This is a genomic window from Paenibacillus athensensis, from assembly GCF_004514475.2.
GTDB lineage: Bacteria > Bacillota > Bacilli > Paenibacillales > NBRC-103111 > Paenibacillus_AL > Paenibacillus_AL athensensis.
Map to the genome: position 1 here is coordinate 269,385 of NZ_MYFO02000004.1, position 24,865 is coordinate 294,249.

Consider the following 24,865-nt stretch of genomic DNA (forward strand, 5'->3'; position numbering starts at 1 on the left):
TAAAACATGCCGCCAACCACGCACAGAGGAAATTTGTAGACGGATGTAGAATTGCGTCTAAAGTTGGGGTAGGATAGGGAAAAAAGACCTTCGCGTCCACTCCGCATAAAGGATGAAAACACCATGAAATTCGATCGCCAGCTCGCCGCTCTGCGCGGCCTCAATGTATTTTATTACGCATCCAGCGCTATTTTGCTGCCGTATTTGCCGCTGTATTTGCAGCAAAAGGGCTACGACTCCCGCGATATCGGCTTGTTGATGATGATCGGGCCGTTCGTATCGATTTTTGCCCAGCCGTTCTGGGGGTATTTGAGTGATCGCCTGCATACCGTGAAAAAGCTGATCCTGCTGCTGTGGAGCTTGTCGCTGCTCGCCAGCGCCGGGCTGTTTGCGACACAGGGCTTCTGGCTGACGCTGCTGTTTATTTTGCTGCTGTACTTTTTCCTGCTGCCCTCCGTGCCGCTGCTCGACAGCATCATGATCAAATCGGCGGCGCAACGCGGCCGCTCTTACGGCTCGATCCGCATGTGGGGCTCAATCGGCTTTTCAAGCACGGCGCTGGTGTCGGGGCTGCTGCTTGCCAAGCTCGGCGGCATCGGCAGTATACCGTATATTTACTGGACGATCTGGATTTTTCCGCTGCTGCTGCTGATTCCGCTCAAGGACGAGCAAAGCGGCGGCCAGCGCGTGTCGCTCGCTGTAGTAGGGAGGCTGACGAAAAACAAACCGTTCCTGTGGTTTCTACTGCTGGTGCTGCTGCTGGCTATTCCGCACCGCATGAACGACGCCATGCTCGGCTTGTATTTGAGCCATCTGGGAGCGAGCGATTCGATGGTCAGCTGGGCATGGGCGCTTGCCGCCCTCAGTGAAATTCCGACCTTTGCGCTGTTCGGCCGCTTCATGCACCGCTTTCACGAGCTTGCTCTGCTCGGCGTCGTTGCTGTGCTGTACGTGGTGCGCTGGAGCCTGTATGCGCTGATCGACCAGCCAACCGTGCTGATGGCGCTGCAAATGTCGCACACGATTACGTTCGCCTTGTTCTGGATCGTTTCCGTGCAATATGTGGTGCGGCTGATGCCTGCCGAGCTGGGCTCGACCGGACAGGCTTTATTGGCGATGGTTTTCATGGGGCTGGCGGGAATGATCGGCGGCACAGTGGGCGGCTGGCTGAACGAGCTGTGGGGCGGGGCGAGCATGTATGTGTTTGCCGCGGCGCTGTCGCTGCTGGCGGCCTGCCTGTTTATCGCAACCCATATGTATATGCGCAAGCGCATCGTTTAACGACGCAACAAAAAACGCCCGGTCCGACGAGGACTGAGCGTTTCAGGCGGGCTGGCTCCGGTTGCTTACTTACGAGCCTGTCCGGCTTCGGGTTGCGCGACTTCGGCCGGATTGATTTCCTTGCGGCCTGCGGACTCGTCCGGGTTGCTGCCGCCGTTGCCGTTTGTAGCGTCTTTGAATTCTCTGAACATTTTACCAAAACCACGACCGAGCTCAGGCAATTTGTTTGGCCCGAACAACAGCAGCGCGACAATTGCAATCAAAATAATGTGCCAAGGAGATAAAGCTCCCATCACAGACACCTCCACATTCAACTATCCTTATCATACCATGTTCTGCGCCCAAACCAAACACCTGAATTATTACAAAACGTTAAACTTTCTGCGAAATCCGGCAAAAACGCCAAAAAGACGCCCCCAATTAATGGTAGAGGGCGTCTTTGTGATGCTCAAGAATGCTGAATTGAATAATTTCCATAACATCGTTTTCCTGCAACGCGTCCAAGCCGTACCAAAGAATGATTTCGGATTCCAGCTCGTTATCGGTCAGGGATTCGTACAAATCGGGCACTAATTTCATCACAATTCTGGAAAGTTTCACAGTCTCCACAAGCCTCACCCTTCCAATCAAAGGATTAGAAAAAGACTTACGCCTGAATCGATGTCATTGAATGGAACCAGAACTATATGAAATTACATTTTCATTATAGCACAAAGGCCCCGTTAATAAAGAGGCGATTTTTACAATTATTGAGTGATCGGCAAAAAGGCAAAATGACCGTTGTCAAAACGGCTTGTCGGGTGTATGATTTGACTACAGAACCGAAATCGTATTTCGGTCATTTTTAGATAAAATTGGTCGGAAGGGAATGGAGCTGTATGGAGCTTTTGGATAAAAAAGAGCGGATCCTGCGGGCGGCCGAGCATCTGTTTACGTTATACGGCATCAAGAGCACGACCGTCGAGCAAATCGCCAAGCAGGCCCAGGTCGGCAAAGGCACGGTGTACCTGATCTTCGCTGATAAGGAAACATTATTCGGCGAAGTGCTGCAGCGCAATTGGGAAAGCTTTAGTGAGGAGACGGTGGCGGGGCTGGACGATTCGCTCGGGTTTCTGGCCACGATCGATTATTGGCTGACCCGGATGACGTTGCACCGCGCACAGGACCCTTTATTTCATAAGGTGTATACGGAATTTCTCGACTTCGGCACGCCGGAAATCGGCCAAGGCATCAAGCGTTTGCAGCTCTTGGCCGTCTGCCGGATCGAGGAGCTGGTGGAGCGCGGAGCCGCTGCCGGCGAGCTGCCGCCAGGCATTGCGCCGCGCATGCTGGCCTTTATGCTCGTCAAAAGCTATGCGGCGTTCAGCTATGAATGGCCCAAGGAGTTCGGACCGATCGGTCCGGCGGAGGTGCGGCAATTGCTGGACGACTTGCTCGGCGTTTATTCCCAAAGCGGCAAAGGAGCGATGAATCCATGAACAGATGGCAAGGCTTGAGCGCCATGCTCGGCTCGTTTTTCCGCGAGCGCAAGGTGTTGGCCGGCACGCTGGTCGGCTTGTTTATACCCGCTATTTATTGTGTGTTGTACTTGAATGCGATTTGGGACCCGTATGGCAAAACGCAGCAGGTCCCCGGCGTGATCATTAATCTGGATCAGCCGGCGACCTTGAACGGCAAGCCGCTGCAGCTCGGCGCCGATCTGACCGACGAGCTGCTCAAGGAGAACAAGCTCGCTTGGCAAACCGGCACGGATGAAGCGGCGGCGCTGGCGCAGCTGCGCGAGGGCAAGCAGCTGATCGTGCTGACGATTCCCGGCGATTTCTCGTCGAGCGTGGCCGGGCTGGCGAAAGCAAACGGCGCTGCTCCTGCGCCGATCCGCTATTATGCGAATCAGGGGCAAAGCCTGATCGTCAGCCAGCTGGGCGACCGGATGACGGAGCTGCTGCGCGAGCAGCTCAACGACAAGGTCGCCGCGCAGGTGCTGGCCGAGCTGATCGGCACGCTCGGCCAAGGGCAAAGCGGCTTGCTCCAAGCCGCTTCAGGGGCGCGCGAGCTGGAGGCCGGAGCCGGCCAGCTCGCCGACGGCGCAGCGACGCTGACGTCGTCGCTGGAGAAGGCCCAGCAGGGTGCCCGGCAGCTGGGCAAGGGCGCAGCCGGCGCGGCGAACGGCTCGCAGCAGCTGACCGGCGGGATCGGTCAGCTGCAGAGCGGCAGCGCGTCGGCTGCCAAGCAGACGGCCGCAGGCGCAGCGGCCGTGCAGCAGCTTGGCGAGCAGCTGAGCAAGCTCGCCGCGGATCCGCAGCTGCCGGAGGCGACAAGCCGGCAGCTCGCGCAGTTGGCGGCGCAGACGCAGCAGCTTGGCGCCGGGTTCCAGCAGGGCGCGCAAAGCTTGAGCGCCCTGGCCGCCGGCAGCGGCGAGGCGTACCGCAGCTCGCAGCAGCTGTCCGCGGGCCTCAAGCAGCTGAGCGAAGGCGTCGCCTCGCTGCAGACGGGCCTCGGCCAAGGCGCGGACGGCGCCGGTACGCTGAAGGCGAAGCTCGGCGATCTGCAAAGCGGCCTGACGCAAATGGCCGACAAGCTGACGGCAGCCGGCAGCACAGAGAACACGCTTCAGGGCAAGGAGGAGCTGCTGGCTGCGCCGGTAGCGATTGACCGCCAGCCGGTCCATCCGGTGCCGAATAACGGGACGTTTTTTGCCGGGTTTTTTGGCCCGATGTCGCTGTGGGTGGGGGCGTTCCTGTTCAGCTTCCTGACGCTGATGGTCAAATGGCAGGGCTGGGCCCGTCGCAGCCTGCTGCCGCGTTACGCGCTGCTGGCGGTGCTGGGCACGCTGCAGGCGCTGGTGCTCGACCTGGTGCTGATTCAAGGGCTGGGCCTGCAGGTTGACGATCTCGGCGCCTTCGTGCTGATGACCGTATTGACGAGCCTGAGCTTTATATCCATCGTGCACTTTATTCTGGCAATGACCGGCGTGGCCGGCAACCTGATCGTGCTGGTACTGCTGGTGTTCCAGCTCGGTCTTTCCGGAGGCTCTTATCCGGTGGCGATGCTGTCCGCAGCGAACCAGACGCTGTCCCAATGGGCGCCGCTAACCTATGCGGTGCAGGGCTTCCGCATCGCGATTTCCGGCGGCAGCAGCGCGGTATTGCAGTCGCAGGTTCTGCACTTGCTGCTGTTCCTGGCCGTTGGCCTCGGTCTGCACGTTGCCTATGGCGTCGTCAGCCGGATTCGCAGCCGGACGCGCCGCGGCTCCGGCCAGCAGCTCCAGCTTTCCGAGCTGCCGGAATAATCGGCGCTTGCTGCACAGCGCATACGTTCTGCATGGCAACGAACACAAAAAAAGGATGGCCATTTCCCGGGAAACCCGGAAGTGGCCATCCTTTTTGCAGCCGTTGCGAGCCTGAGGACGCGCGTTGGCACAGCCCGTGCGGCGGCGGTCCCCATGCGTCAGCGTCAACGCCGCTATGCCCGCGCGTGCGCGCTCCCGCAGACGCGCGCGAGCGCTCCTGCCATTGCCCGCCGCGCCATCGCCCGCCGCGCCATCGCCAGCAGATTCACTTGCGCTTGAACGACCCCGTGCGCTTGCCGGTGCTCGGCTTGCTGCCCGTGGACGGCTTCGTCACCTTATTGGGCGTCGAGCCGTCGTTCTTGCGCCCCGTTGAGCCGCTGCCGGAGCTGCCGGAGCCGGTATTGACGCCAGAAATGCCCTTGTTGGTCTTGAAATCGCCCGTGCGCGTCGAGGTCGACGGCTGCTTTTGGCCCTGATTCGACTCGGAAACAGGCGGCTTGGCCGTCGCCGTCGGGCTGCTGTAGGACGGGCTGCTCCGGTAGCCGCGGTAGTCGTAGCCCGTGCGGCTGCCCGACCAGCCGCTGCCGAAGATCGACTGCACAAGCGCTGCGGTCAAATAGCCCTGCAAAAACGACGAATTGTAATGCTCGCGCGCATACGCGATGCTGTCGATCTGCACAAGCGTCGTCGTTGCGGCCGCTTGCGGATCTTTTTGCAAATTAACGACCTTGTCGCTGTAAAGCAGGAACATCTGGTCCTGCGACGCTTTGCTCGTTTCCTTGGGCGTCTCGCTGGCCGTCAGCTCGGCCGCGACCTCGGGCACCGTTTTGCCCTCAACCGCGTACACCTTGGACAGATTGCCGCCTTGACCTTCGGCGCTGACCAGCGGATAGTGGTCCTTCGCATACCGCTGCGCGTCGCCGCATGCTGTCAGCAGGCAGACGGTCACGACCATCGCAATCCAGAAGCTCCATGTCTTCATCGCTTTCATCGCCGGCTACCTCCTTTCAGAAGAGGACGTTTTCTGTTTCTTAGTATGCGAACAACAGCTAGCGTTGAGCCTTGTAAAATTTAATCTGGCTGCCCGGCGTCCGTTCGCCCTCCATCGCTACAAACTTGCCGTCCTGCCATTGCAAAAAGAAATAGCGGTCGTCCGGGCCAAAATAATGCCAGAATAGCACCTCGTCGCCGTTGCGGAAGTCCGTATCGCCCTCCGTCTTGGCTACATCGCTGCGATGATGCTCCAGATCGTACGTCATGTCTTCATCCAGCACGAGCCTGCTGGGCACATCGTTCGGATCGTCGAGCGCGCCTTCCAGGAAGTCGCACAGGAAGCAATCGTACGTCCGGCCTTTCTGCACAAGCAGACAGCGGATCGTTGTCCCGCTTTGCAAATAGTAAGCATACCGATGCGGGGCATAGCCGCGGTCGAAGTAAGTCACCTTGCCAGTAATGACATACTCTTCCAAATCCAGCGAAGCGACATCGCCGATTTGCGCTTCCTCCAGCGGTCGGGAGGCCGGAGCCTCCGGCACCTCTTTGTTGCTGCGCAAAATATTGCCAACCCGTTTAAAAATGGACATTTGCCAACGCTCCCTCGAAATTCCGTTTATCTTGCTTTCTTTTGTTATACGTATAAGCCACGCTCGAAGTTTCGAGCTCATTTAGGAAAGACTTTACTGGCAATGTGCGGTGCACCTATGCTATAATATGCAAGATGTTCTTAAGGGCGGCTGTTTGGATCATGGATGATGTGAATCGAAAGTGTATTCCACAGAGAAAACGATAAAAAACCGGATAGGAAGTCGTACTTAAGGGTAAATTAAAGAAACAAGGCATTTGCCTGCCCTGTACAGAAGGAGATTGAATTTATTTGAAAACATTTCAGGAGTTTGGTTTGGAACCAAAGGTATTGCGCGCAATTACGGAGATGGGCTTTGAAGAGTCCACCCCGATTCAAGAAAAAACCATCCCGCTTGCGATGGAAGGCCGCGATCTGATCGGTCAAGCGCAAACGGGTACGGGTAAAACTGCCGCTTTCGGCGTTCCGCTCGTTCATAAAATCAACATTCAGGAAGACCGCATCGTCGCCCTGATCATGTGCCCGACTCGCGAGCTCGCCATTCAGGTAGCCGAAGAAATTGCCAAGCTGGGCCGCTTTAAAGGCATTCGCTCACTGCCGATTTACGGCGGACAGGATATTGTCAAGCAGATCCGCGCGCTGAAGAAGAAACCGCAAATCATCATCGGTACGCCGGGCCGCCTGCTCGACCATATCAACCGCAAGACGATCAAGCTGGATGACGTGCAGACGGTTGTGCTGGATGAAGCGGACGAAATGCTCGACATGGGCTTTATGGAAGACATCCAGTCGATCCTGAGCCTGGTGCCGGAAGAACGCCACACCATGCTGTTCTCGGCCACGATGCCGACGAACATCCAAAAGCTGGCGCAGCAGTTCCTGAGAAACCCGGAGCATGTCTCTGTTATTCCGAAACAAGTCAGCGCGCCATTGATTGATCAAGCTTACATCGAGCTGCACGAAAAGCAAAAATTCGAAGCGCTCAGCCGCCTGATCGATATGGAAGCACCGGAGCTGGCGATTATTTTCGGACGTACGAAGCGCAGAGTTGACGAATTGGCCGAAGCGCTGCAAAAACGAGGCTACGCGGCTGAAGGCTTGCACGGCGATCTGTCGCAGAACCAACGCGACAACGTGATGCGCAAATTCCGCGACGGCAGCATCGACGTGCTCGTTGCTACAGACGTAGCTGCGCGCGGTCTGGACGTATCGGGCGTAACCCACGTCATCAACTTCGATCTCCCGCAGGATCCGGAAAGCTATGTGCACCGGATCGGCCGTACGGGACGCGCCGGCAAGGAAGGTACTGCCTGGACGTTCGTAACGCCGCGCGAAATCGACCACCTGCATTTCATCGAGAAGGTTACTCGCCACAAAATCAGCAAAAAGCCACTGCCTAGCCTGGCTGAAGCGATTGAAGGCAAACAAAAAATGACGGCCGAGCGCATTCTTGAAGTCATGCAAAGCGAATCGCATAGCGAGTTCAAGGGCCTGGCGATCCAAATGCTGGAGCAATACGATTCCGTTCATCTGCTCGCTGCGGCCATGAAGCTGCTGACTGGCGAGAAAAAGGAAGTCGAAATCGAGCTGACGCCGGAAGAACCGATCCGTGCGAGAAAAAGAAAGTTCGACGTTCGCAGCCAAGGACGCCGTGTTGGCGGCGGCTACGGTTCCGGCGACCGCAATCGGAGCGACCGTCCGTCCGGCGGTTACGGCTCCAGCTCGAACCGCTACCCGCGCAAGGACGGCGGCCGTGAATACGGCTCCCGCGAAGGTGGACGCGAATACCGCGATGGCGACAGCCGCAACCGCAACCGCGATTACGGCTCCGGCCAAAGCCGCGACCGTTCCCGCGCGCCGCGCAAGAGCGAAGAGACGCTGGTTAACAACTAATATCGAGCGGCAGGCAAGCCGCTGTGAGGCGAAGATCCGGGCGGATCTTCGCCTTTCTTTTTTTTGCTCACATACGGTATAATGGACAAGAACAGGATCAGGATGAGGATGTTGAGGAGGACGCGATTTTGGAATTTAAAGGTGCAATGGGCGGGCTTTACCGCATTACTGAATGGATTATGCGCTTGACGGTTACGAATTTATTGTGGTTTTTTTGCTCCCTGCCCGTATTTTTTATCGTATTTCTCGGGCTGATTGCCGGTGCGGAAGACACCGCTTCATTTTTTTACAGTTTGATTGCTGCCGGTGTGCTGGCACCGTTTCTGCTGTTCCCGGCCACTGCGGCGCTGTTTACCGTGGCGCGCAAATGGGTGATGGGCGATGAAGATGTACCGATGTTCAAGACGTTTTTCCGCGGCTACAAAGAAAATTACAAGCAGAGTTTGCTTGGCGGCTTGATCATGATGGCGGTCGTCGGCATTATCGCCGTGAATTTCTTCTATTATAATCGGTTAAATAGCTCGCTCAGCGCGATTTCGATTGTTTTTATTATTTTTTATGTGATTATTACGCTCGCTGTATTTAATTTCTTTGCGCTGATGACGCATTTGCACATGAAGACGCTGCAATTGGTCAAGAACGCGATCCTGATTACAATCGGCAATCCGGTTACATCGTTTTTCTTGCTGGTGCTTAACGGGGCTGTCGTGTATATCAGCGTAACGTATATGAATTTTTTCTTTGTGCCGTTTTTTACGGGCAGCGTGATGGCGACGATTTCCTTCTGGCTGTTTTACCGGGCGTTCCAGAGCCTTCAGCTCAAGCAGATGGCTTTGGACGAGCAGGAGCGCCAGCGCAGCGAAGAAGCCGCGCGCGAGCTGGAGGAAGCGCAGGTGATCGACCTGCATAAATCGGGAGATAAGCGTCAAGACTAACGGATGGAGCTGCCAGTTGAAATTCTCAAGCGGCGGCACTATAATAGGAGTACAAATAAATCCTGCGATGTACGTTTCGGTTTTAAGTTGTTTTGAACCAATGACTGTTTCTAGGGAGATCAATAAGACAACGTGGCTGACATGCCCTCGAAAAGGGACTTCAAAAGCGCTGCTGCGATCACCCACCTGCGAGAGCGGGTTTGAAACGCCAAAATCGGACGGCATATGCGGGTTTTTTTGTCGCTCGAATCAGGAAAGCTCTGTTTCGCCAATCGGCGGGGCGGAGCTTTTTGCTATAGCGCCGCGTCGGCGGCTGCGCAATCAAGCGGAAGCCGAGGTGCCGCTGTCGTCACGGGGGCTTGGCGTCTTTACCGTTGGATCGCTTTTCGCGCGACTCCCGGAGTAAGGTGTCAGCCGCTCGGCGGCTGTTAGACCTTGAGGCCGCCGCGGCGGAAAGGCCGCTGGCTGAGCGGCTTTATCAACGATACGGCTGTACAACAGCGGTCAATCGGGTCTCGCACCGTCGATGTGGTCGACCGACCGCCACCGCGAGCTGGGAGCTGTGCTGTGCGGAGCAACGCGCAAAAAAGCCGTCAGTGCAAGCCTGACGGCTGCGGCTGGCTTACGCCTGCCATTGTTTTTTTAACTCATCGGGAATATCGGGCGAATAGCTGAACCAGCTCAAGGGGCCGGCAACGGGAACGACGAGCGCAACGGCGGCGACGATGAAGGTAATGAGGCGGAGAATCAAGGTTTTCATAAGCTTACCTCCTTTCCAGAAAGGTGAACAACCGCTGGAACAGAGGGGTTATGGAAACGGCCTGAAAGAAGCAGGTGCCTATGGCCAGAGGTGCCTGGATGATGGTGAAAAAGGCGACAAGGGCAAGGGCGGCCCATTTGAGATGGGCGATTTGGCCGGGCTGGAGCTTGAGGAAAACAGAAATGTTTTGAGGAGCATACAAGGTGATAAGCGCGATCGTACAAGCCGATAGCAGATAGAGGAGTTGGGGGTCGGCCAATTCGATATGCGCAAGCATGATCATGGAACCGGACGAATAGATGACGCAGGCGACGATGGAATGAAAGTGGAAGCTACCGATGAAAATTTTGATGAGCACGGTCGTGCCGACCACGATCAGGCCTGCCAGCCAGTGGCCAGTCAGCGTACAAACCAGCAGGGTGATGACCACGGTCAGCACGACGTTGCTCAAAAGGCGGAAAACGAAAATGATGACGCTTCTGGATGGCGATTCGGGATTATGCGCGAGCGAATAATCGGCGACCCGGGCGATCCAGCGGTCGATCATATCCACGGCTGTTGGCCGTTCCGCGTGTATTTGTCCAGCAGCAGCTTTTTGTTGAACTGGTAGGAGAAAGCGACGGTCAGCGATACGCACGCCAGCAACGAGAAGACGACGATGACGTGAGTCAGGCTGATCATCCCGGTAAACAGATAAGCCGCGATCATAAGCGCGAATAAGGAGGCCAGCAAAATGGCCGACACGATCATCGACAGCTTGTTCAGCGGGGGCTTGCTGTAAATGTTCGGAATGTGGAATCCGATTTTTTTGCTCCCGAGATACAGTGAAATGCCGTACAGCAGCACGGAGACGCAGCCGAGCACGATATTGCGGGCGCTCTCGTCCAGGGCTCCCAGGTTGACGGCTTGAATCAGATTCGTGATCAAGTAGCCGACAAGCTCCAGCCCGCCGCCGATCAGTGCGGATATGATGCCGATGAGCGCGCTGTACCAGATGGAAATGCGGAATACGACGGTCATCGCGATAATCCACATAAACAGCTTGAAGGCAAAGGTGTACGCGCCAAGCTGCGGCCAGTAAATGAAGAAATAACCGCCGAGGATGCCGAGAAACAGCGAAATCAGCACCTGCTTGAGCAGTTTGTAATTTTCATACGGCAGCCGGAACAGGACGTTGGCCAGCGACATACCGGCAAGAAACTCAAGGAAAGAGAAAAAGACGTTGATGACAAGATGCATGGTTCATCCCCCCTTTTGTGCGCAAGTATGCGAGTTTGGTTGTGTCATGTTCCTGTTTCGACAGAAAAAGACAGCAGTCCTGCTTGTCTGAGGCCAGAAAAGCAGGGAGCGGAAAAATATTTATCAAAAAAGTGAAATATTTAACAAAAAAATCAGGTTTAGCGCCATATGCGCGCATAAGGAAGGAACAATCGAGCGGGAGCGGGCATATAACCAGCAAAACAACAGGCCGATGGCGAAATAAAGCGCAAAACCGATCCAATCGCGATGCAGCGCGCCGAACAACGCAGAGCTGAGCAGGGCTGCGCCTGGCGCGGATAGCTTGCCGCGGAGCTGGCCGAACACGATTTTGCGGAAAACGACTTCTTCCACAATTGGCGCTTGCAGCACCATATAGACGGGCACAATCGGGTAAATCTGCATAAGCTGATAGGGCACACTGTTAACTGTGGATTCGTTGGGGAGCAGCACATGGAAGGCGATCTGGGCGAGAAGTGCGATCACGATGCCGATTTGCGCCTGGCTGCCAAGGCGGCGTCCGCGCAGCTGCTGTAAGGAGAGTGCGGCGTATTCATGCCGCAGCAGGTACATCGTCAAGCCGAGCGTAAGCAGCGGAATGCCGATAACCATATAAGGATGAAGAAGAAAATATGAGGGAATCATCGCGGCCGCATAGACGGCTGTAATCAGGGCGTAGCGCTGCCCATCCGTCAGCCTGCGGTTGGCGCCGGCCTGCGGCTGATTGCGGAATTCGGGTTTTTGCACGTGGGCCTCCTGCGTGGCTCAGCGGCTTGTCCGCCGCTGCCACCTGTCTATGGTATCGTATATCATCTTGCAGCGATTGCCTACCCTCAGAAAAAGGAAGCCGCTGCAAGGCGCCGGCTTCGCGTGGAAGCGGCGTTGCAGCGGCAAAAGGGAGCGCGCCGGCACGGCGGGTGCAGCGGGCGAGCGTTGCGGATGCGCGGGCCCTGGCGGTGCTGGGCCCAGCGGGTGCAGCGGATGCAAGGCCAACGTTGCCTGGCGCAGCGGTCCTAAGGTTACTGGGAGAAGCGCCTGTAGCGTATGGTTCCCGTGCCTGCGCTAATCCGTACACGTCATCCGGCAGGCTGCTTCAACCTTGCAGCCGGGACGCTCGGTGAGCGGCGGATATGGAACAGACGGCAGCGCAAGGATGCGGATGCTACCCTTGGGCGGCAAGATCGCTGAGCTGATGGAACGCGGGCTTCAGCGCGGCGTAAAGCTCGCGATAAATCCGGTAATACGGCTCGTAGGCGGCATGGCGTGCGGCATCCGGCTCGGCGCGATCAACGATGCGGATCCATTCGTCGCACAGCTCGGTGATGTCGCGGCCGAGCACGCCGGAAGCAGCCATCACCGCAGCGCCGTAAGCCGGACCGTCCGTCGAGTTGACGGTCACGACCGGGATGCCGAAGATGTCGGCAATCATCTGCCGCCACATTGGGCTGCGCGCTCCGCCGCCGCTGACGCGCAGCTCGCGCACGGCGACGCCGGATGCGCGGATCAGCTCCAGCGAGTCGCGCAGGCCGAAGGTGATGCCCTCCAGCACGGCGCGCGTCAGATGCGCTTTGCCGTGCCGCAAATTCAGCCCGATAAAGCCGCCGCGCGCTTTGGGATCGGGATGCGGGGTGCGTTCTCCCGTCAAATACGGGAGAAAGAGCAGCCCTTCGCTGCCGAGCGGAGCGGCAGCCGCTTCGGACGTCAATACATTGTAGACGTCCCGGCCTTCCGCTTGCGCGCGAGCGAGCTCTTCGTGGGCGAAATGCCGCCGCCACCACTGCAGCGCTCCGCCCGCCGCAAGCATGACCCCCATCCGGTGCCATTTGCCGGGCACGCCGTGGCAGAACGAATGAAGCCGGTACGCTTCATCCGTCTGATACGCGTCGTCGTGCACGAAAACGACACCGGAGGTGCCGAGGGCAACGGAGGCAATGCCCTCGCGCACGACGCCGACGCCGACCGCCCCGCACGCCTGGTCGCCGCCGCCGGCCACCACGGGCGTGCCTGCGGCCAGGCCCGTGAGCGCCGCCGCTTCCGGCAGCAGCCGGCCGGCGATCTCGCCGGACTCATACAGCGGCGGCAGCCAGTCGAGCGGGATGTCCAGCCGCTCGGTAACGGCCTGTGACCAGCGGCGCGCGGCCACATCCAGCAGCAGCGTGCCGCTGGCGTCGGCGACGTCCATGCCCAGAGCGCCCGTCAGGCGCAGCCGCACGTAGTCCTTGGGCAGCAGCAGGTGGCGCACGCGGGCATAATGCTCCGGCTCATGCTGGCGCAGCCACAGCACCTTGGGCGCGGTGAAGCCGGTCAGCGCCCGGTTGCCGGTCAAGCGCCCAAGCTCGTCGACGCCGACGGCCTGCTCGATCTGTGCGCATTGCTCGGCCGTGCGCTGATCGCACCAGAGCAGCGCCGGACGGATGACCGCTTGATCGGCGTCAAGGAACACCGAGCCGTGCATCTGGCCGGAGAAGCCAATGCCGATGATATCAACGCCCGACGTTCCCGTGTGGTCCAGCAGCTCCCGGATGCCTTGGACCGTGCCTTGCCACCAGTCCTCAGGGTGCTGCTCGGCCCAGCCCGGATGCGGCTGATCGAGCGGGTATTCAACGCTGTGACTGCCGGCCACCGCGCCGCGCTCGTCGACAAGAATACATTTTACTGCAGAAGTTCCCAAGTCCAATCCCAAAAAATAAGACACATGCTTCACCTCGGCTCGATATCGTTAACTGCAAATCTTAGTTTAATGATTATACAAAGATCATGATGTATTATATTCGCAATCGACGGCGGAAATCCTCCTTGAAAGGGAAGCGACACGCAAATAATTTGGAATTGGAGCGATAACGGGCTTATCGGCTTGCTTTCGGGCTTGAATGCGGCCCGGATTCGCTGCCGTTGCTGCCTGCTTTCGGGAACCTGGGCAAATCGAGCTTCATTTCGTGCCAGACGATGCTCCCGTGCTGCGAAGCCGAACGGCGTATATAGCAGAAGCCGAAACGCTCGTAAAACGGAATCAGCGGCTCCTCGCACATCAGCGCGATTCCGTGAAGGCGGTCGCTTTGCGCTTGCGCGATTACGGCGGCGAGCAGCGCCGAAGCAACGCCGCGGCCGCGATGCTGCTGGTCCACGACAACGGTCAGCAGACAGAAATACGCGCCGTCGTCCTGCGCGCCTTGCGCCTGCTTGATGCCTTCGTCGGCCAGATCCGGATCGTCCAGCCGGACGCCGTTGGCGACGCCAACAATGCCCCCTTCCTCTTCAGCGACGAAGAAATAGCTGCCGAATGTGCGAAAGCGGAAGCCGAACGCTTCGCGCGAAGCGGCAGCCTCCGGCGGATAGCCGGCCTGTTCAATCGCGTAGGCGTCGTCGATATCCTGCATGGTTGCGGCGGGTCGAATGTGCATGACAATCATAACCTCACTTTTTCCCTAGGGAAACTTTTTTTCGTACAAACATATTTTTTTACCTGTAGCATAAATTGAAATTGTATAGTATACTGAGCATATGTTTCCGCTGTGCAACTTTATTGCTCTTGAGAAAGAAGGCGAATTTCTATGGAACCGGCAGTTCAACCGATTGAATCAAAGCTTCATTCTAAGCAGTCAGGCTGGAGAAGGGCCTCCGATACGCCGAGCTTGCCGGAGGTGCATCAATCGATGCACGTGCCCAAGAAGGCTGGCTTTTTCCGCAAGCTTCTCGCTTTCGTAGGCCCCGGCTATCTCGTAGCCGTTGGTTATATGGACCCCGGCAACTGGGCGACAGACCTGGCGGGCGGCTCGCAGTTCGGCTACGCGCTGCTGTCCGTCATTTTGATTTCCAACCTAATGGCGATTTTGCTGCAGGCGCTTGCCGGACGGCTTGGCATCGTCACAGGTCGCGACTTGGCGCAGGCGTGCCGGGATCATTACAGCAAGCCGGTGGCAATGGGGCTGTGGCTCCTGTGTGAGCTGGCCATTGCCGCTTGCGATTTGGCCGAAGTGATCGGAGCGGCGATCGCCCTCGATCTGCTGTTCGGCATTCCGCTTATATACGGCGTCATCCTGACCGCGCTTGACGTTCTGCTCGTGCTGCTGCTGCAAAAACGCGGCTTCCGCTACATTGAAGCTATCGTCATCAGCTTGATCGCTCTGATTACGTTTTGTTTTGTTATGGAAATTATTTTCTCTCGTCCGGAAGTGCAGGCCTTATTCGCCGGCTTTATCCCGACAACGGAAATCGTCACCAATCCTAACATGCTGTACATCGCGCTTGGCATACTTGGCGCTACCGTCATGCCGCACAATCTGTATTTGCATTCTTCCATCGTCCAGACGCGCAAAATCGAGCCGACGATCGAAGGCAAACGCGCGGCGATCCGCTTCTCGACGATTGATTCGACCGTTGCTTTGATGCTGGCGTTGTTCGTGAACGCCGCTATCCTGATTTTGTCGGCCGCGGCTTTCCATACGAGCGGTCACCAGGAGGTGGCGGAAATTCAGGACGCCTACCAGCTGCTCGGACCGTTGCTCGGCACCGGAGCCGCCAGCATTTTATTTGGCGTCGCTTTGCTCGCATCCGGGCAGAACTCGACGCTGACCGGAACGCTAGCCGGCCAGATCGTCATGGAAGGCTTCCTCAACATTCGGCTGACGCCGTGGCTTCGCCGCTTGATCACGCGGCTGATCGCGATTGTTCCGGCTGTGATCGTGATCGGCATCTATGGCGAAAGCGGCGCCACCGATCTGCTCGTGCTTAGCCAGGTCATCCTGTCGCTCCAGCTTTCCTTTGCCGTCATTCCGCTGGTCAAATTTACGTCCTCGCGCAAAAAAATGGGCGAGCTCGTCGCGCCCAAATGGATGATTGTTTTAAGCTGGATCGTCGCTGTCATTATCGCGGGTTTGAACGCCTACTTGCTGTACGGCACGCTGTTCAGATAATACGGGCGTAAAATGCCGTTCAACTTTTTTCGCAAATTGAATTTCCCCCTTTTGTTGAAACCTAATCAGTGGTAAGATAAAAGATAGTGTAGAAAAGGCAAGCAGTCTATACACTCATCGAAGGGGGAAAAGGCTTTTGCTAAAGAGAACGCTGGCAGGAATCATTCGCAGTCATGAGCTGACCGGAGATAGAGCAAGAGATCCGCTGCTGAAAACGAGATATTATAAGCTGCCAAAGGAGCAGGTATGGGAGGAAGTCACGGCGGTCTTGAAGAAAACGCCGGGCTACAGGCTGCTGCACGAGGTCAAGAACGTCGGCGAGATCGTCGCTGAACGCCGGACGATTCTCGGTCGTACGCAGGACATTACGCTTACCTTGTTTGCGATCAATCCGACGAAAACCGCCGTGGACATTTATTCCGCTTCGCGCGGCTCGCTGGGTGATTTGGGCTCCAATTACCGCACAATACTCGATATTTTCAAACAGCTAGATCGGAAGCTTAATTCCTATAAAATAGACGGCTAATAAAAACAGCAGGGAAGCCAGGCCTCCTTGCTGTTTTTGTATTTTCTATGCAGGTTGCGGAAAAATTACAGGAGCGCCTTCACAGCAGCGACAGCCGCTTCGTAGTTCGGATGCTCGGTCATTTCGCCCAAATACTCGACGTATTGGATCGTGTCGTTGGCATCGATGACGAAAATCGAACGCATGTCGAGCTGGATTTCCTTGATCAGCACGCCGTACGCCTCGCCGAACGACTTCGTTTTGTAGTCGGACAGCGTAACAACCTTGTCGATGCCTGCTGCGCCGCACCAGCGGGATTGCGCAAACGGCAGGTCGACGCTGATCGTCAGAATAGCTACGTTCTCGCCGAGACCGGCGGCTTCTTCGTTGAAACGGCGAGTTTGCGCATCGCAAACGCCTGTATCCAAAGAAGGAACGACGCTGATCAGTTTTACTTTGCCGGCATAGTCCGACAGAGATACAGTGTTCATCAGATCTTTGTTAACGGTGAAATCAGGAGCTTTGTCGCCAGCTTTGAGCTCGGGGCCGATCAGCGTGATCGGGTTGCCTTTCAAAGTCGCAACGCCTGTACGTTCTTGTGCCATGATTCGTAGTTCCTCCTTTATTTTCCATAAAACTTGGTAATCCTATTCATTATAAACTTTTTGCAGATCGCTTGTCCAATCGTTTCAGGCTCGTTATAATAGAAGGCTGGATCAGCAAAACAAGCGGGCCGGAGGCGTTCGTGTGGAATTAAGACAATTGCAATATTTTGTAAAAGTTGCTCGCAAGCAGCATGTCACGCAAGCCGCCGAAGAGCTGCGCGTCGCGCAATCGGCGGTCAGCCGGCAAATTCATTTGCTGGAGGAGGAGCTGGGGGTGCAGCTGTTTGTGCAAAAAGGGCGCAACCTGCATCTGACCTCAGTCGGCCGGCTGCTGCTCAGTCGAGTGGAAGGCATTCTGACCGATCTGGAGCGGGCAGTGAACGAGATTCACGAATTTCTCGATCCCGAGGCGGGAGAAATCCGCATCGGCTTTCCGCACAGCCTGGTGATTAATCTGCTGCCTTCTGTGGTAGCGGCTTTCAAGAAGGATCATCCGAACGTGAAGTTCCGATTGCGGCAAGGTACATATAACAGCCTGATTCGCGATGTGACCAAGGGTGAAATCGACCTGGCGTTTATTTCGCCATTTCCGGAATCGCACGAGCATGTGACGGGAGAAACGCTGCTAACTGAAGAAATGTTTGCGATTCTGCCAAGCAATCACGTGCTGGCGGATTACAACTCGATTCGGCTGGAGCAGCTCCGGCACGAGCCGTTCGTCATGTTCAGCGAGGAGTATACGCTGCGCGCCATCGTCATGGATGCGTGCTTGAAGGCCGGCTTCGTGCCCAAGATTGAATTCGAGGGCGAAGAGACCGATACGATCCGCGGTTTGGTTGCAGCGGGCATGGGCGTCAGCCTGCTTCCGGGAATGGCGTTAACCGAAGGCGGACTGCTGCAGCCGGCCAAGGTCAGACTGACGGAGCCGCAGGTGACGCGCACAGTTGGGCTGATTCGGCGCGGCGGCGAGCAGTTGCCGCTGGTGGCCGAAGTGTTCCGCCGTTTTTTGCTCGAATATTTTCATTGCTCGCGATAATGAATGTAGCCTTGCTTATGGCTTATCGCAAAAAAAGCTTCCCATTGCATCCGGGTATCCGGAGCAGCGGGAAGCTTTTTGTTTATGGCGGCGTCATCAGTCGTTGCTGCGGCCGTTGAAGATCAAGACATATTTGAGCAGCTGCAGAACGGAAATCAGCGCAGCGGCGACATAGGTTAATGCAGCGGCATTCAGTACCTTGGCGACGCCGTGTTCTTCCTGGCTCGAAATGAAGCCGGCTTGCACCATTGCCGTGCGGGCCCGGGCGCTGGCGTTAAATTCAACGGGCAGCGTGACGAGCTGGAAAGCGACGGCGGCGGAGAAGAACAAGATGCCGAGCAGCAGCAGCCACGAGAATTGCTGGAATACAAAGCCGGCAATCAGCAGCAGCGGGGCGACGCCGGAAGCGAAGTTGACGACCGGGAACATGTAGTGGCGGGCGACGAGCATCGGATAGCGCATTTTGTGCTGGATGGCGTGGCCGACCTCATGGCAGGCAACCGCGATTGCAGCAATCGAGCTTTGACCAAACACGGGCTCGGACAACCTCACTGTGCGGGAGACCGGGTCGTAATGATCGCTTAGCGCGCCAGGCACACTTTCGATGCGGACATCGTAGAGACCGTTGCTGTCCAGCAGCCGTCGGGCCGCCTGGGCTCCGGTCATTCGCGAAGCAGCAGGAACCTCCGACCAGCGGTTGAAGGTGCCACGGACGCGGAAGGACGCCCATAGGGATACGCCAAACGCAATCAGAATCAGAAAGTCGACCGGATGAAAATAAAACATCTCGAACTGCCTCCATTCGGATTAAGTAAAAGGACCTTTCCCGAGGAGATACAACAGCGCTTCGATGCAGGCCGCGGTGGGCTGAGTCAAAATTTTGTACAGCTTCTTTAATTGATTGGGCTTGAGCTGCTGGATCAGCGGGCCGATTTCTTTGGCTTCCTTGACCAGCTCCTCAATATGAAGCTGCAAAGATGTCAGCTTATCTGTCACGACATCATCGCGGGAAATTTTGCTCCACTGCCGAAGATTCGCTTTGATTTCCTCAAGCGTATATTTATCCTTTTTCATGCTTTCAATACGCTTCAGCCGCGCCAGGGTTTCATCGCTGTAAAGCCGATAATTTGTGTCCGAACGTTTTTCGGGCTCCAGCAAACCGAGCTTGGTGTAATAATCAATGGTTCGGGTGCTGACATCGGCCAGGCTGGCCAGCTCTCCGATTTTATACAGCTTCGTTTCGTCCATTGCAATCACCTTCTACTCTTATATGTATGTATGGAACACCTCTATAGAAGTATGATACTTGATTCAAAAGTGTACAGTCAAACGTTATGCTTGTCCAAATTCCCGTACGGACAGGTTTGTTAAGGAAGAAATGTTGACACAGAATCAAATCTGACATCCCAAACACGAATTATTCGAGTTTGATGTCAGGTTATTTTTCGTTTTTTTCTAATTCCTCGTGAAAAAGCTATTGTCAAACCGGATGTTCCTGTATATAATGACATTAAGAATTTCATTGCATGTTATAAAAACTAACATTAAAGGAAGTGGTCGTGTGGTTAAGAAGTTTTTATTCGCTTTTGGGGTACTCGCCCTGCTGTTCCCGACATTGGCATTCGCCGATGACGCGACGCCGTCGCAGCTTACTGGAGCCATTGACGCGGTATGGGTCATGCTCGCCGCGATTCTCGTTATCTTCATGCAAGCGGGCTTCGCCCTGCTGGAAGCGGGCTCGACCCGGATGAAGAACGCCGGACACGTTGCCGGCAAAACGATTCTGACCTTCGGTATTTGCGCCATCGCCTTCTGGGCGGTTGGCTTCGGCTTCGCCTTTGGCGACGGCAACAGCTTCTTCGGTACTACCGGGTTTTTCGTCTCCGGTCTTGAGGAGCAAGCGAAATCGGCCTTCTCGGCGCTGTCCTTCTCCGATGTGCCCATCGGCATCAAGTTCCTGTTCCAATTGGCGTTTGCCGGCGTATCGCTCGCTATCGCCTGGGGCGGCTTCGCAGAACGCGCCAAGCTGCCGGTTTACTTTATCTTCGGTATTTTGTTCACGGTTGTGATTTATCCGATCGTTGCTCACTGGGTATGGGGCGGCGGCTGGTTGGCCGAGCTGAAAATGCAGGACTTCGCCGGCTCGACGGTCGTTCACTTGCAAGGTGCTACAGCGGCTCTCGTGGCCACAATTCTTTTAAAACCGCGTATCGGCAAGTATAATAAGGATAAAACAGTCAATCTGATCCCTGGTCACAACCAAGTGCTTTCCGTACTCGGCGTCATCATTCTCTGGATCGGCTGGTTCGGCTTTAACCCAGGCAGCACGCTGAGCGCAATGGGCGACGGCTTCTTCGGCTACATTGCACTCACCACGAACATGGCTGCTGCTGCAGGCGCGGTCGCTGCCTTGGTCGTATCGTGGATGTATTTCGGCAAAGCCGACATTCCAAGCATGCTCAACGGCGTACTCGCCGCACTTGTTGCCATTACTGCATCTTGCGCATTCGTAGATACTTGGGCCGCCATCGTGATCGGCGCCGTTGCTGGTATCGTTACCTTCTTCACGGCTCAATGGTTTGAAAAAGCCGGTATCGACGATCCGGTATACGCCTTCTCCGTACACGGCATCGCCGGTATCTGGGGAACGCTGTCCACAGGCTTGTTCGCAACGCCGGAGCTGGCCGAGAAGGTCGGCGTAGGTCAAGCGGGTCTGTTCTATGGCGGCGGCTGGCACCAGCTCGGCGTGCAAGCGCTCGGCGTATTCGGCGCACTGGCTTTCGTGCTCGTGCTTTCCTTCATTATCCTTGGCGCGCTGAAAGCGACGATTGGTCTGCGCGTGACGGAAGAAGAAGAAATCATCGGTCTGGACTTGTCGGAGCACGGTTCCTACGGTTATCCGGAGCAAATGAAAAAAGCGGGCCAAAACAGCGTATCCCTATAAAGAATCAAGCAGATTGATCAGCATACAAGCGAAGGAGATGCCCCATGAACCATCTCTCAATGGAACAGATTCTGGCGCGCATTACGCAATCGGAGCGATTCGACGAGATGCGGATGATCCGGGATCAGGTACATGAGATGCTTCGTGAGCATCTCCTTTTCGCCCATTCGCTCGGGCTTAGCCGCGACATCAATCGGATTCACGATGCCTTGATCCATCGTGCGGCTGCTTTGACCGAGGCGGAGCTTGCGCGGGAAGGGCGGAGTTGTCCGCCAGTCCGTTTTGCCTTGATGCTGTTTGGCAGCGGAGGCCGGTGCGAGCAGACGTTATGGAGCGATCAGGACAACGGCTTTATTTACGAGGATGTGCCGGAAGAAGAGCGGGAAGAAGTGGAGTCTTATTTTGCCGAGTTTGTCGGTCGTCTGCTCAGCGGACTGGAGGCGCTTGGCTACCCGCCCTGTGAAGGCAATGTCGTCGCCAACAATCCGCAATGGCGCAAGCCGGTATCGGCTTATATCGCTATGGCGCTGGATTGGCTGGCGGAGCCCAATTGGGAGAATATGCGCTATCTGCTGATTATGGCCGATATGCGCTGCATCTACGGGGAACCGGAGCTGGTCGAACGGCTGCGCGGCGCGGTACTGGCGTATGTACGCGAGCATGTGTCTGTCTTGCAGCAGCTATTGTCCAATACGCTGCACCACAAAATATCGCTTGGCGTTTTCGGTCACCTGATTACCGAACGGTACGGGGAGGATGCCGGGGGCTTTGATGTCAAATACGGGGCGTATATCCCGATTGTCAATGGCATTCGGCTGTTGGCGATTCAAGAAGGCATTGCTGAATCTACGACGCTGCGGCGGCTGGAGGGGCTGGTCGCTGCGGGGGTATTAGGCGCAGCCGAAGCGCAGACGTGGCGACAGGCTTTTGAAATCGCCTTGAAGCATCGCGATATGACGCCTTTTACCATAGACAACGGCATGTATACGACGCGCAGCAAGCTCAGCGCCGAGCAATTGACGCGCGAGCTGAAGCAGGAGCTTAAATTTTGTTTGCGCGCGGGCATGGAGCTGCAAAAATTTGTCCGCAAATCGGTGGAAGCGAAGCTGCATCAGAGAGAAAAAGGTTAGGGAATCGGGGAGAAGGAACGGTCGGATTTCAGAGATGAGGTGACTTGCATCATGAAAGACATGCGTCCGGGAGGTCGGATGTGGCAGCTCTACAAAATGGGCGGCATCACGCCCGCCATTACGTCCATGTTTGATGTTCAAAGCGCGCAGCAAATGGCTTTCATTCGCTCGATGCTCAAGGAGCAGCGTAAAAATTCCCTGTACGATATTCCGCTGCATTCGATGGAGCTTGTCGTCTTTGATCTGGAAACGACCGGATTCTCTCCTTATAATGGAGACGAAATTGTTTCGTTCGGCGCGGTATCCGTCGTTGGCGGCGATGTGCAATACGATCATACGTATTACAGTGTCGTGAATCCCAAGCGCAAAATTCCCGAAGAAATCGTGGAATTGACCGGCATTACGAATGAAATGGCTGCCGGCGCGCCCGATTTGATTCAGGTGCTGCGCGAGTTTCTGGAGTTTGTGCAGCAGAAGGTGCTGGTGGCCCATGCGACCGGCCACGACAAAAACTTTTTGAATGCGGCTTTATGGAAAACGTCCAAGGTGAGCTTGTCGCACCGGGTCATGGATACGATGATGATTGCCAAGTGGCTGATGCCCAAGCGGAAAAACTACAGTCTGGACGCGTTGCTTGATGAATACGGCATTCCCGTCACCCAGCGCCACCATGCGCTGGAGGATTCGCTGATGACGGCCAGGCTATGGTCTTGCTTTATGAAGGAAATTCAATCAAGACAGGTCGATACACTGGGCGACCTGTACGCGCTGTTGAGCCATCACTGAGACGCAATCGCAAACGGAAGTTTGCGGAAGGTCGCAGGGATGGTTTTTTTTATGTGGAACGTGCGGAGGGCCGGACCGCCGTTGGGAGCCAGCGACACGATCCAATACGTCGGAATCGACGTCCATAACGTGTCGCCATCGGCCCGCGACGGGGCCGCAGGCTCGTCGGGGTGCGAGTGAAACAGACCGATCACGTTGTGACGGTCTGGATCAAGCAGATACGGCAGCGCGGCAGCCGGATCGAGCAGGAAACGCCGCCGGGGATCGGCGGCGGCGTTGGGGATGGGCACGAGGGCGGTGGCGGCATATTGCTGCCGCGCCGCGTCGAACGTGCCCTGAATAAAGCCGCAAGCCTCTGCGGGCTTGCGGCTGGCGCAGTACGCCAGCAAATCGGCGTACAGCTGGCGGGGGATGGCGATGAGCATGGGCGAGTCGGCTCCGTGTTTTTTTCTATGCTGTTAGTATAACGTTCGACCGTCCGGTTGAAAAGCAGCAATCAGCCAATGGTTCCTTGCGGCTTGATCAGGAAAAACACCAGTACGAGCGTGAGAAGCGACAGCGACGAGACGGAGATGAATACGATGGCGTGCGATTTGTTCATCAGCCATTCAAAAATCGGAGGCCCGAAGGCGACGCCGATGAAGCGCAGGCTATTATAAATGGAAGTAATCATGCCGCGCTGCTCTTGCTTGACCGCTCCCGTAATCATGGAATTGAGGCAGGGCAGCAGCAAGCCGGTCCCGATGGCGCTAAGGGTCAGCAGCCCGATCAGCAGGTACAAATTCGTGTTAAGGAAGATGGTCAGCGTCAGCGTGATGGTCATGACGGCAAGTCCGATGTTGGATAACCAGCGCATGACCGTGCCGTTTTTCTTGATCAGCGCGCCGGTCGTGTACGAGGTGATGACCAGACCGAGCAGCGGGATCGCAAGGACGAGCCCTTTTTTTACCCCGTCAATCTTGTAAGGATCTTCTTCCAAAATGTTGGATAAATAAAAGAGCACGCCGAACAAAATGAACAAGGCCAGCGAGCCGGCGAAAAAAGAGGTGATCAGCCAACGGCCTTTTTCCTTGAGAATCGCCCCGATTTGCTTGATATAAGGTCCCAGCTTGTGAGCTTTGTTGTTACTTTGCGCTTTCTTGGGCTCTTTGATGATGAAGATGACCGCAAGCAGCGACAGCAAGCAAAAGACGGGGAAAGCAAAAAACGGCGCAAACCAGATCAGCAGCGCCAGCAGCGAGCCGATGATTGGGCTCAGCACCTTGCCGACGCCGTTGGAGGCCTCGATCAAGCCCAGCGCTTTGCTCTGCGTGCCACCCTTGTACAAGTCGCCGACGAGCGCCATTGCAATCGAAGCCGTGCCTGCTGCGCCAATCCCCTGAATGGCCCGGGCGATAATCAGCAGCGTGTAGGACTTCCATACCGCAGCAAAGCCGGCAAGCACCCCTGCCGCACCGTAGACGATGAGGGAAGGAATGATGACGCCCTTGCGTGTAAAGCGGTCGGATAAGTATCCCGACACGGGAATGATCAGGCCCGCAGTCAAGGAAAATAAAGTGATGACCAAACTGCTTTGAAATCGGGAAATGCCCATCTTGTCCTGCAAGTCGGGTAAAATCGGCACGAGCATGGAATTGCCGAGCACCAGCACGAGCGGAATGGACGCCAGCGCCATATACACCCATACGCTGCCCTTGGCTTCCCCGGCTTCTTGGCTCTTGCCCGCCTGTCCGTTCCGGGGGGATGTGGCGGAGCGCCGCCCGGCCGGCACTTCGCTTTCGAAAACGATCTGCAGCTTTCTTGATTTCGTTTTTTCCATGATGCAGCCCCTTTAATAACGAGATTCTACTCCCTTCAGTTACTGTCTCCGTTCGATTGAAACGTCATACTTTCTTCACGAGTTCAGATGTTGGAATCGGTCGTTTTTGGCGATAATAGAAACATGGAGG

General features: G+C 56.2%; 26 protein-coding genes and 1 other RNA gene. 12 read left to right on the forward strand and 15 right to left on the reverse strand.

The annotated features are described in order from the left end of the window. The first annotated feature begins 123 nt into the window (after positions 1-123). Positions 124-1,281 carry an MFS transporter gene (locus B5M42_RS09385; protein WP_134749480.1) on the forward strand — a complete coding sequence of 386 codons (1,158 nt, stop codon included), beginning with the start codon at positions 124-126 and terminating at the stop codon, positions 1,279-1,281. 65 nt (positions 1,282-1,346) lie between these two features. Here the strand turns inward: B5M42_RS09385 and B5M42_RS09390 are convergent, their stop codons facing one another. Together B5M42_RS09390 and B5M42_RS09395 are read right to left on the reverse strand one after the other, a co-directional pair. Next, positions 1,347-1,589 carry a Sec-independent protein translocase subunit TatA/TatB gene (locus B5M42_RS09390; RefSeq protein WP_329959282.1) on the reverse strand — a complete coding sequence of 81 codons (243 nt, stop codon included), beginning with the start codon at positions 1,587-1,589 and terminating at the stop codon, positions 1,347-1,349. Between the two features lie 112 nt (positions 1,590-1,701). Further along, entirely contained in the window at positions 1,702-1,890 is a 189-nt protein-coding gene (locus B5M42_RS09395) for a hypothetical protein (RefSeq protein ID WP_134749482.1), read from the reverse strand. 269 nt (positions 1,891-2,159) lie between these two features. Between B5M42_RS09395 and B5M42_RS09400 the strand changes: the two genes are divergently transcribed. Continuing rightward, on the forward strand, positions 2,160-2,759 hold the full coding sequence (locus B5M42_RS09400; RefSeq protein WP_134749485.1) for a TetR/AcrR family transcriptional regulator: 600 nt from the start codon (positions 2,160-2,162) through the stop codon (positions 2,757-2,759). Beyond that, the gene (locus B5M42_RS09405) at positions 2,756-4,570 is read left to right on the forward strand and encodes a YhgE/Pip domain-containing protein (protein ID WP_167689583.1); all 1,815 of its coding nucleotides are present in this window, start codon (positions 2,756-2,758) and stop codon (positions 4,568-4,570) included. The genes B5M42_RS09400 and B5M42_RS09405 overlap by 4 nt, the downstream gene beginning before the upstream one ends. Before the next feature lie 265 nt (positions 4,571-4,835). Here the strand turns inward: B5M42_RS09405 and B5M42_RS09410 are convergent, their stop codons facing one another. Beyond that, on the reverse strand, positions 4,836-5,561 hold the full coding sequence (locus B5M42_RS09410; RefSeq protein ID WP_230632822.1) for a DUF4247 domain-containing protein: 726 nt from the start codon (positions 5,559-5,561) through the stop codon (positions 4,836-4,838). Positions 5,562-5,619: 58 nt separating this feature from the next. Then, positions 5,620-6,153 carry a DUF4178 domain-containing protein gene (locus tag B5M42_RS09415; RefSeq protein WP_134749491.1) on the reverse strand — a complete coding sequence of 178 codons (534 nt, stop codon included), beginning with the start codon at positions 6,151-6,153 and terminating at the stop codon, positions 5,620-5,622. 290 nt (positions 6,154-6,443) lie between these two features. Between B5M42_RS09415 and B5M42_RS09420 the strand changes: the two genes are divergently transcribed. From B5M42_RS09420 to ssrS, 3 genes are all read left to right on the forward strand, one after another. Next, positions 6,444-8,045, forward strand: coding sequence for a DEAD/DEAH box helicase (locus B5M42_RS09420; protein ID WP_134749494.1), 1,602 nt, complete (start codon positions 6,444-6,446; stop codon positions 8,043-8,045). A 128-nt stretch (positions 8,046-8,173) separates the two neighbouring features. After that, positions 8,174-8,980 carry a YesL family protein gene (locus tag B5M42_RS09425; protein WP_134749497.1) on the forward strand — a complete coding sequence of 269 codons (807 nt, stop codon included), beginning with the start codon at positions 8,174-8,176 and terminating at the stop codon, positions 8,978-8,980. Between the two features lie 56 nt (positions 8,981-9,036). Next, positions 9,037-9,218, forward strand: a non-coding RNA gene (ssrS, locus tag B5M42_RS09430) — 6S RNA. Between the two features lie 384 nt (positions 9,219-9,602). Here ssrS and B5M42_RS09435 read toward each other — a convergent pair. The 6 genes from B5M42_RS09435 to B5M42_RS09460 all read right to left on the reverse strand — a co-directional run bounded on the left by B5M42_RS09435 (position 9,603) and on the right by B5M42_RS09460 (position 14,398). Continuing rightward, positions 9,603-9,740: a hypothetical protein gene (locus tag B5M42_RS09435; RefSeq protein WP_167689585.1), complete on the reverse strand. Its 138-nt coding sequence runs from the start codon at positions 9,738-9,740 to the stop codon at positions 9,603-9,605. A gap of 4 nt (positions 9,741-9,744) precedes the next feature. Beyond that, on the reverse strand, positions 9,745-10,287 hold the full coding sequence (locus tag B5M42_RS09440; RefSeq protein WP_134749500.1) for an accessory gene regulator B family protein: 543 nt from the start codon (positions 10,285-10,287) through the stop codon (positions 9,745-9,747). Continuing rightward, positions 10,284-10,979 carry a hypothetical protein gene (locus B5M42_RS09445; protein ID WP_134749503.1) on the reverse strand — a complete coding sequence of 232 codons (696 nt, stop codon included), beginning with the start codon at positions 10,977-10,979 and terminating at the stop codon, positions 10,284-10,286. Before B5M42_RS09445 ends, B5M42_RS09440 begins: the two co-directional genes overlap by 4 nt. A gap of 123 nt (positions 10,980-11,102) precedes the next feature. Further along, entirely contained in the window at positions 11,103-11,744 is a 642-nt protein-coding gene (locus B5M42_RS25495; protein ID WP_134749505.1) for a CPBP family intramembrane glutamic endopeptidase, read from the reverse strand. Positions 11,745-12,159: 415 nt separating this feature from the next. Next, a complete protein-coding gene (gene xylB, locus B5M42_RS09455; RefSeq protein ID WP_134749507.1) occupies positions 12,160-13,692 on the reverse strand; it encodes a xylulokinase in 1,533 nt (510 codons plus the stop codon). A gap of 151 nt (positions 13,693-13,843) precedes the next feature. Beyond that, positions 13,844-14,398, reverse strand: coding sequence for a GNAT family N-acetyltransferase (locus B5M42_RS09460; RefSeq protein WP_167689587.1), 555 nt, complete (start codon positions 14,396-14,398; stop codon positions 13,844-13,846). Positions 14,399-14,548: 150 nt separating this feature from the next. On the opposite strand from B5M42_RS09460, the gene B5M42_RS09465 reads away from it, so the two are divergent. Both B5M42_RS09465 and B5M42_RS09470 read left to right on the forward strand, forming a co-directional pair. Beyond that, positions 14,549-15,910, forward strand: coding sequence for an Nramp family divalent metal transporter (locus tag B5M42_RS09465; RefSeq protein WP_134749511.1), 1,362 nt, complete (start codon positions 14,549-14,551; stop codon positions 15,908-15,910). 136 nt (positions 15,911-16,046) lie between these two features. Continuing rightward, positions 16,047-16,436: a DUF1499 domain-containing protein gene (locus B5M42_RS09470; RefSeq protein WP_134749513.1), complete on the forward strand. Its 390-nt coding sequence runs from the start codon at positions 16,047-16,049 to the stop codon at positions 16,434-16,436. 65 nt (positions 16,437-16,501) lie between these two features. On the opposite strand, the gene tpx is transcribed toward B5M42_RS09470, so the two are convergent. After that, positions 16,502-17,020 (reverse strand): thiol peroxidase, encoded by a 519-nt coding sequence (tpx, locus tag B5M42_RS09475; RefSeq protein ID WP_134749515.1) that lies wholly within the window; start codon positions 17,018-17,020, stop codon positions 16,502-16,504. A 142-nt stretch (positions 17,021-17,162) separates the two neighbouring features. Here tpx and B5M42_RS09480 point away from each other — a divergent pair, with 142 nt between their 5' ends. Then, positions 17,163-18,056: a LysR family transcriptional regulator gene (locus tag B5M42_RS09480; RefSeq protein WP_134749517.1), complete on the forward strand. Its 894-nt coding sequence runs from the start codon at positions 17,163-17,165 to the stop codon at positions 18,054-18,056. Positions 18,057-18,152: 96 nt separating this feature from the next. Here the strand turns inward: B5M42_RS09480 and B5M42_RS09485 are convergent, their stop codons facing one another. Together B5M42_RS09485 and B5M42_RS09490 are read right to left on the reverse strand one after the other, a co-directional pair. Beyond that, complete coding sequence (locus tag B5M42_RS09485; protein ID WP_134749519.1) at positions 18,153-18,842, reverse strand: zinc metallopeptidase; 690 nt, start codon at positions 18,840-18,842, stop codon at positions 18,153-18,155. Between the two features lie 21 nt (positions 18,843-18,863). After that, positions 18,864-19,304 (reverse strand): MerR family transcriptional regulator, encoded by a 441-nt coding sequence (locus B5M42_RS09490; RefSeq protein ID WP_134749520.1) that lies wholly within the window; start codon positions 19,302-19,304, stop codon positions 18,864-18,866. 313 nt (positions 19,305-19,617) lie between these two features. On the opposite strand from B5M42_RS09490, the gene B5M42_RS09495 reads away from it, so the two are divergent. Genes B5M42_RS09495 through B5M42_RS09505 form a run of 3 tightly spaced genes read left to right on the forward strand, consistent with a single transcriptional unit; the run spans position 19,618 to position 22,916 of the window. Then, the gene (locus tag B5M42_RS09495; protein ID WP_134749522.1) at positions 19,618-21,000 is read left to right on the forward strand and encodes an ammonium transporter; all 1,383 of its coding nucleotides are present in this window, start codon (positions 19,618-19,620) and stop codon (positions 20,998-21,000) included. Positions 21,001-21,044: 44 nt separating this feature from the next. Then, a complete protein-coding gene (locus tag B5M42_RS09500) occupies positions 21,045-22,130 on the forward strand; it encodes a DUF294 nucleotidyltransferase-like domain-containing protein (RefSeq protein ID WP_134749524.1) in 1,086 nt (361 codons plus the stop codon). A gap of 51 nt (positions 22,131-22,181) precedes the next feature. After that, positions 22,182-22,916, forward strand: coding sequence for an exonuclease domain-containing protein (locus B5M42_RS09505; protein WP_134749526.1), 735 nt, complete (start codon positions 22,182-22,184; stop codon positions 22,914-22,916). Here the strand turns inward: B5M42_RS09505 and B5M42_RS09510 are convergent. Beyond that, positions 22,910-23,341, reverse strand: a complete 432-nt coding sequence (locus B5M42_RS09510) for a Mov34/MPN/PAD-1 family protein (RefSeq protein WP_134749528.1) — start codon at positions 23,339-23,341, stop codon at positions 22,910-22,912. The two genes, B5M42_RS09505 and B5M42_RS09510, sit on opposite strands and share 7 nt — an antisense overlap. A 71-nt stretch (positions 23,342-23,412) precedes the next feature. Then, entirely contained in the window at positions 23,413-24,735 is a 1,323-nt protein-coding gene (locus tag B5M42_RS09515; protein WP_134749530.1) for an MFS transporter, read from the reverse strand. Positions 24,736-24,865 lie beyond the last annotated feature (130 nt).